The 6,187-nt window shown below is 64.0% G+C and carries 10 protein-coding genes and 1 tRNA gene; all 11 read left to right on the top strand.

What is annotated here, in order from left to right; genetic code table 11:
- Positions 1–318 precede the first annotated feature (318 nt).
- Positions 319–603 carry a hypothetical protein gene (locus tag E5Z01_RS18820; RefSeq protein ID WP_135230775.1) on the top strand — a complete coding sequence of 95 codons (285 nt, stop codon included), beginning with the start codon at positions 319–321 and terminating at the stop codon, positions 601–603.
- On the top strand, positions 600–1,082 hold the full coding sequence (locus tag E5Z01_RS18825) for a hypothetical protein (protein WP_135230776.1): 483 nt from the start codon (positions 600–602) through the stop codon (positions 1,080–1,082). Before E5Z01_RS18820 ends, E5Z01_RS18825 begins: the two co-directional genes overlap by 4 nt.
- Complete coding sequence (locus tag E5Z01_RS18830) at positions 1,072–1,413, top strand: hypothetical protein (protein ID WP_135230777.1); 342 nt, start codon at positions 1,072–1,074, stop codon at positions 1,411–1,413. The genes E5Z01_RS18825 and E5Z01_RS18830 overlap by 11 nt, the downstream gene beginning before the upstream one ends.
- Before the next feature lie 151 nt (positions 1,414–1,564).
- Positions 1,565–1,852, top strand: a complete 288-nt coding sequence (locus E5Z01_RS18835) for a hypothetical protein (RefSeq protein ID WP_135230778.1) — start codon at positions 1,565–1,567, stop codon at positions 1,850–1,852.
- An 83-nt stretch (positions 1,853–1,935) separates the two neighbouring features.
- Positions 1,936–2,733 carry a helix-turn-helix transcriptional regulator gene (locus E5Z01_RS18840; protein WP_135230779.1) on the top strand — a complete coding sequence of 266 codons (798 nt, stop codon included), beginning with the start codon at positions 1,936–1,938 and terminating at the stop codon, positions 2,731–2,733.
- Positions 2,730–3,326 carry an HNH endonuclease gene (locus E5Z01_RS18845; protein WP_135230780.1) on the top strand — a complete coding sequence of 199 codons (597 nt, stop codon included), beginning with the start codon at positions 2,730–2,732 and terminating at the stop codon, positions 3,324–3,326. Before E5Z01_RS18840 ends, E5Z01_RS18845 begins: the two co-directional genes overlap by 4 nt.
- Positions 3,323–3,643 carry a hypothetical protein gene (locus E5Z01_RS18850; protein ID WP_135230781.1) on the top strand — a complete coding sequence of 107 codons (321 nt, stop codon included), beginning with the start codon at positions 3,323–3,325 and terminating at the stop codon, positions 3,641–3,643. Before E5Z01_RS18845 ends, E5Z01_RS18850 begins: the two co-directional genes overlap by 4 nt.
- Positions 3,644–3,777: 134 nt before the next feature.
- A tRNA-Met gene (locus tag E5Z01_RS18855) sits at positions 3,778–3,854 on the top strand.
- A gap of 120 nt (positions 3,855–3,974) precedes the next feature.
- Positions 3,975–4,871: a tyrosine-type recombinase/integrase gene (locus E5Z01_RS18860; RefSeq protein WP_167758022.1), complete on the top strand. Its 897-nt coding sequence runs from the start codon at positions 3,975–3,977 to the stop codon at positions 4,869–4,871.
- Positions 4,868–5,398 (top strand): hypothetical protein, encoded by a 531-nt coding sequence (locus E5Z01_RS18865; protein WP_135230783.1) that lies wholly within the window; start codon positions 4,868–4,870, stop codon positions 5,396–5,398. The genes E5Z01_RS18860 and E5Z01_RS18865 overlap by 4 nt, the downstream gene beginning before the upstream one ends.
- A gap of 83 nt (positions 5,399–5,481) precedes the next feature.
- Positions 5,482–6,187: ADP-ribosylglycohydrolase family protein (locus tag E5Z01_RS20430; RefSeq protein WP_135230784.1), on the top strand; the 706-nt coding region annotated here is incomplete at its 3' end.

The raw sequence follows: 6,187 nt of genomic DNA on the forward strand, positions 1-6,187 counted from the left end.
GAGCTTGAATTCGCGGCTGTGTAGTCGTCCGGGCATGGTCGGTCTCCCTCCATCTGTTGATCAGCCTACGGGCTGACCGGGGCGACATGCCTTGCTCCTCTGTCCGCGTTTTGGGGTTCACTCCAGAGGGAGCTCGGTGTTGCGTTCAGCTGGGAGTACGGAGACCTCAGCCCCTGGGAACACGGGGGCTCTCACAAAGCCTGACTTTTCCCGACGAGTCCTGAAGATCGAAAGTGTAGGAAAGCACCCCAATACATAGACCAGCACGCGCGGAATACAGCACTTTGTATTCTGCGCTTCTTTTGGGGGTTTTTCACTATGAACAATCGACAAGAGCGCATGATTCGCAAGCGCCTGGCAGATCAATTGTGCTTTACGCAAAGCGGCTCGACCGAGCTTGCATTGCAGGAATGCACCTTTGAACAGACCATTGTCACGGCGTTGGGAGCCGAGCGGAGCGGCGAGTTGCTGAGCAGTATCCATGCAGTGAAGTCACCACTCACTGATGAGGAGCGTTTGATCTTACTAGAGATTGCGCGCGAGATGCTGAACGGCGCACTTGAGGCAAGCGGGCGCTGGCGCGTGGTTGGGGTGGTTGGGTGAGTGTGGTCTCGCAACGGGTGTTTGTAGACGCGCTGAAGATCACGTCGCCTGGGGAGTTGACGGTGAAGCTGCTTCGAGAGCGGATGAGCGGGGAGGTTGCGAGAGGGGCGGTGCTTGCCGCTGAGTGGTACCAAGAGCGCGGCGTCGACCCGAACGAGCTGTTGCAGGTGGTGGCTTTCGGGGTGCCTGTCTGGCTGCACCAGATCGGACCGGTTGCGGTGCATTGGGTCAGACCGCAGGGGTATGGGGCGGTCTGGCTGCCGCCTGAAGGGCTGGACGTGTGGCCGTGGATGCGTGCGCTGCAATCTCTCCAGGCGGTCGAGCACCTCTGGCCGGGGAGCGTCAGGGGCTGGCTGAGACAGGGTGATGAGCTCACAGGGCGTCAGGCAGGCATGACCAGGCTCGCCTGGGCGCGCGGACAAGAGGCAGACCCGCTGGCTGAGGCTTTTTGGCGACTGGGACGGAAGCATGCGCACTGATCAGATCATGCGGGTGGTGATGTCCGCGCCCGATCCGCACCGAGGGCGGCTGTTGCTTCAGATCGCAGTGGGCGCGACGAGGAGCGCTGGGCCCATGTTCCCAGGGGTTGAGCTGGAGTTGCCGCCGGGGACGCTGGTCGTGCGCGAGTCGACCGGGCTACCGGAGTTCTGGGGGCCCAGGTTCTCTCTTCATGTGATGCAAGACCTGCACAGGGGGCGCAGCTATGGGGTGCTGGTCGCATACCACAACGGGCTGGTTGAGCAGGTTGATGCGGGAGATGAGCCGCTGCGCTTGTTCTGGCAGAACCTGATGTTGCTGCTGAATCGGTGATATCACTGTCTGGGACGGCAAAAACACTTGCATCACAAGCTTGAGTCGTGTACACTGTTGCCATGGATCTGAGCGGCGAACATAGCTAGGACTGAAGAGTCAAGACGGCCGTTGCCGCGGCTAGATTGTCCGAAGCCTTCGGGGTGCAGAGATGCCCGAAGGTACGAAGAAAGCAAGCAGTAGTCCCGAGATCGCCGCAGACATCGCCTTTGCCCGCGAGTGCCTGGAGCAGTTCTGCGCTACCCGCACGAATATCGGGTTCGCTGCCGCCAGGAAGCAACTCAAGGGTGCTGACCTGCCGCGCCTCGCCGCCGGTCTGGCTGCGATGGTGGGCAGACCCGAAGTCGACGATCAGCGGGTCGGCATCGAAGACCTTGGCGTGAGCGTCGGCGGCCAGGAAGGCGGGCGCTACGCGGTGTTCCTGCACGGCAACTGCTGATCCACGCACCGCACTTTCGTCACGGTGGCCAACTGGCAGCCCATCCCTGAGCGGCTGGCGCGCGAAGTCTTCGGGGGTGCGCAATGAGCGAGGAGCGCACCTACAAGCTGGGGGAAGCCGCGAGGTTGATCGGCTATAAGGACGGCTACATGCGTAGTCGCGCCAGTAGTCGCGCCTTCCCGACCGTCAAGGTCGACGGTCGTCTGCATGTGACTGAGAGCACGCTGAAGATGCTCAAGCACATCCGCAGCGGCGAGATTCCCGAAGAACGCCTCGTCGACATGGCGGCGGCGGCGCGGATCTTTGGGAGAAAGCGCAAACACATGGACGCTTGGCTCCAGGCCAGAGGCGTGAAGACTGTGCTCAGGTACGGTCTGCGCTGGGTCAAGCGCGACGACCTCGAGATCGATCTCGTGCCGCGCGGCACAGCGCCGGACGGGTACGTGACTCTCAAGGAGGTGATGGATGCCACCGGGTTCAGCCGCAGCACCATCCGAATGCGCATGGACGCAGGGGACCTTCCGTATACCATCTGGCTTCACAAAGCAATCTTCCGCGTTGAGGATCTTGAGGCGTTCAAGAAGACCTACGCCAAGAGGTATGCCAAGCTGCGGAATGCCCACAGGGTGACCACAGAGGTCGAGCTGTCCGATCTGGATCGAAAGATCGCTGCTGGCGAGATGATCAGCATGCCGCAGGTGCTGGCGATGACCGGAGGCGATCGCTCAAACATCTACGTGTTCCTGAAGCGGAACGGCGCGCACATGGTGGTGCGCAGTGTTGGGGGCCGCAGCACGCTGTATGTGGCCGCCGAGGACGCCAGGGCGCTGGCGGAGAAGCGCGCGGCCAGAAGGGCTCGTGGGAATGGGGGTGCGCAATGAGCCCGCACCGCAAGAAGGTTGAGTGCGTCGAAGACCTCCCTGACCCGGCCGGGTTCCGCGCGCAGTTCGACGCCCGCGTGGATCGCAGTGGCGGCCCGGACGCCTGCTGGCCGTGGACGGGACGGCTGAATGAGTTTGGCTATGGCCGCGTCGACATCAAGCACCACGACGGCACGCGCAGCGGATACCTGACGCACAGGATTGCTTTCATGCTTGAGCACGGCGCGATGCCGCCTCACCCGCTGGTGGTCCGGCACAGCTGTATCGCCAGCCGCAATTGCTGCAATCCCCGGCACCTGCTGTCCGGCACCCAGGCAGAGAACATGCGGGATCGCCAGCGGCAGGGACGCACCGCGAGCAAGAGTGGCGAGCTCAACCCCCGGGCGCGCGTCAATGCCAGGCAGGTGGTGCTGATTCGCGCTGCGCATGCTGCTGGCGCTCAGCAGAAAGACCTAGCCGGGCAGTACGGAATCGCTGAGGCGACCATCTGGCGTATCGTCCACGGCCTGCGCTGGCCGAAAGTGCCGATGCCCGGCGTGATCGGCTGGGACGAGGCGCTGGCTGCGGCGCGAGCAGGGGAGGTGGCGGCATGATCAGTGATGGATTGGCTATGGAGATGCTGGAGGCACAGGACGCGATGCTGAGTGGGGCGCTGGAGGCGGTGGCGCAGATGGCAGACCCGCGCCTCGTCCCGGAATCGATCCACGAGGAGCTGGTGGAGAACGTGATCTATACGTGCGTCGAGTCCAGGCATGGCCACGACACTGCGCTGGAGCTGGTCAGAGCGGTGATTCGGGCTGCCACGTTCGGCATGGGCGACGTGGACGACGAGTTCTACTGGGAGCTGAGGGAGCAGGTAGCTCACTTCCTGTCTGAGCGCTTCGGGATCCCCAGGCACGACTCCAACTGACAGCACTACATACTTTGAGAATCGTTTGCTCTCTCCGCTTGATATCATTGCGGGGAGAGTGCTACTATCTCTCGGCACCGGGCAGGATTGTGCCCGTGCATGGGCAAAAATGCTCTGCTGGAACCATACAATGCGGCGATGTAGCTCAGCTGGTTAGAGCGAACGACTCATAATCGTTAGGTCCCCGGTTCAAGTCCGGGCATCGCCACCAAAGCTCCCGGGCATCACGCCGCATGCGTGGTGCCCGGGTTTTTTCGGCTTCATGCCCCCGCCCGGTGCACCTGATCAGGTACCTGACTGGCCTCCTGGTCGTGTGCTGCGGGAGGATGACATGTTGACGGTTGACAGGCTGCACGCGATGCACGTGCGGCACCTGCGGGCCATGCGCAGGTCTGAGCACACGATCCGGTTCTACGCGGTGGCCGCTCGCAAGTTCGGGGCGTGGTTGGCAGAGCAGGACAAGGACGACCTCACGGCCCTGGCGAGGGCCGACATCTCAGAGTTCCAGCTGTGGCTGCGGGAGGGCGGGCTGGCCCCCGGGGGTGAGCACGCCATCCTGCGCGGGGTGCGGGGGCTTCTGAGGTTCGGGGTTGAGGAGGAGCTGCTCCGGGGGGACGTGTTCAAGCGCGTGAAGTTGCCCCGCCTGCCTGACGACCCGCCGCCCGCCGCTCAGCCGTATGAGGTCGCCGAGCTGCTGCGGGTGGCGCGTGAGGGGCCGCACCCGCTGCGGGACCGCGCGATGGTCATGCTTGCGTACGACACGGGCCTGCGTGCGTCTGAGCTCGTTGCCTTGACGGTGCGGGACGTTGACCTGACCCGGGGGCTGGTGACGGTGCAGCGCGGCAAGGGAGGCAAGCCGCGCACGGTGCCGTTCGGGGTGCGGTCTGGCCAGGCGGTGAACCGCTACATGGGCCGGGAGCGGCGTCCGATCAGAGAGGACGTAGACACTCTGTTCCTGAGCCACGTCGGCATGCCCATGACCCCAGGCGGCCTGACGCAGCTGCTTGAGCGGCTCGCGGCAGCGGCCGGGCTGCCAAGAGCGAACGTCGCCCCGCATGCGTTGCGCCGGGGGTTCGCGGTCGAGGTGCTGAGGCGTGGGACTGATGTGTTCGCGCTGCAGCAGATGCTCGGGCACAGCACCCTGGAGATGAGCCGGAGGTACGTTCGGTACCTGCCTAACGATCTTCAGCGGCAACACGTTACGGCGAGCCCGGGGGATCACCTGTGACGCGGCACGGGATGGTTGCGGTGACGTTTGAGGAGCTGATCAACGCAGGCAACTGCTGGAACGACGAGGAGCTGCGCGCCTTCGGGTCGATGCTGAACGCCGCCCAGGTGTCCGGATCACGCGCCGCTGCTGGCTTGGGCGACCTCTACGCGATGGGGCTTGGCCTGCTGCCGGTGGGCCGGGCGCTGGCTCTGCTCCCGCGCTCCCGGCTCACCAACCACGCGCGTGGCCTGCTCGGTGCCGCGCTGGCCGATGCGGCGGCGGCGTGTGGGGCGGTAAGCATCGAGGTGTACCTGGACGACTATGCCACCGAGCCGGAGGGGTGGCTGATGCCCCCGGGCGGCATCCCGCGCCCGCGCCAGCAGGCCCTCTCCCTGATCGCCGAGGCACTGGCGATGGGGCACCGTGTTGACGGGCTGGTGTTGCAGCCTGACGCGCCGGATGTGCTGATCTGTGACGTGGGGTGCCGGGCGCGGCGCCTGACGCCGCTCGCCCGGCACCTGCTGGGGCAGCTGCCGGTGCGCTGAGGGCGTGGTTGCGGTGACCATATAGCTCTCTCGGTGGTTGTGCTTGCTTCCTCGTGCACAACTATGTAACGATACTAGGAGTTATGAGCATAGCTACACTTCACGCACAGCAAGGGACAGAGCTGCTTATAGCGGCCGCTGTCGGCGATGCTCTGGGTGCGGCTACAGAGTTCATGACCCCTGAAGAGGCTCAGCAGGTCTACCCTGAGCGTCCTTATGCCTTTGCGCGGTCTGACTGGCGCGATATGCGTCCCGGTGACGCAACAGACGACACTCAGTTGGCGATCTGTGTGTGGCAGGCACTTTCGCTCAACGCAGCGGAGAGCGGGGAACAGTTTGTCTCTAGCTTGCAGAGGCGCTTTGCTTGCTGGCTTGAGAGCTCTCCCCCAGATGCTGGCTCTACTCTTCAGCGCGCCCTACAGCTCGGGCCTATGGCGACCTGGGCGAGGTATGGCGAGGCAGCGGCCAGCAACGGCTCGCTGATGCGTGCGCATGCCGTCTCAGCCGCCATGCCTACCAGCTTCGAGGAGATGGTGCGCCTGAGTGTTTTGTCTAGTGCAGCAACGCACGCCGCTCCAGAGGCGATCTGGAGTTGCCTGTATAACAACGTGCTTACATCCCAGCTACAGGGGGGTGAGCGTTGGACTGACGTGATCTGGAGTTCTGGACTGCACCCAAGAAGGCGGACAGGGGGTCAAGTCACATCTGGGCTTGATGATACTGGGCCGCAAACTCTGCCGGGGGCACGTACCCCAGACTGGAGTGTAATCGCCTCTCGTTGTACAGGGT

This window comes from Deinococcus fonticola (assembly GCF_004634215.1).
Classification (GTDB): domain Bacteria; phylum Deinococcota; class Deinococci; order Deinococcales; family Deinococcaceae; genus Deinococcus; species Deinococcus fonticola.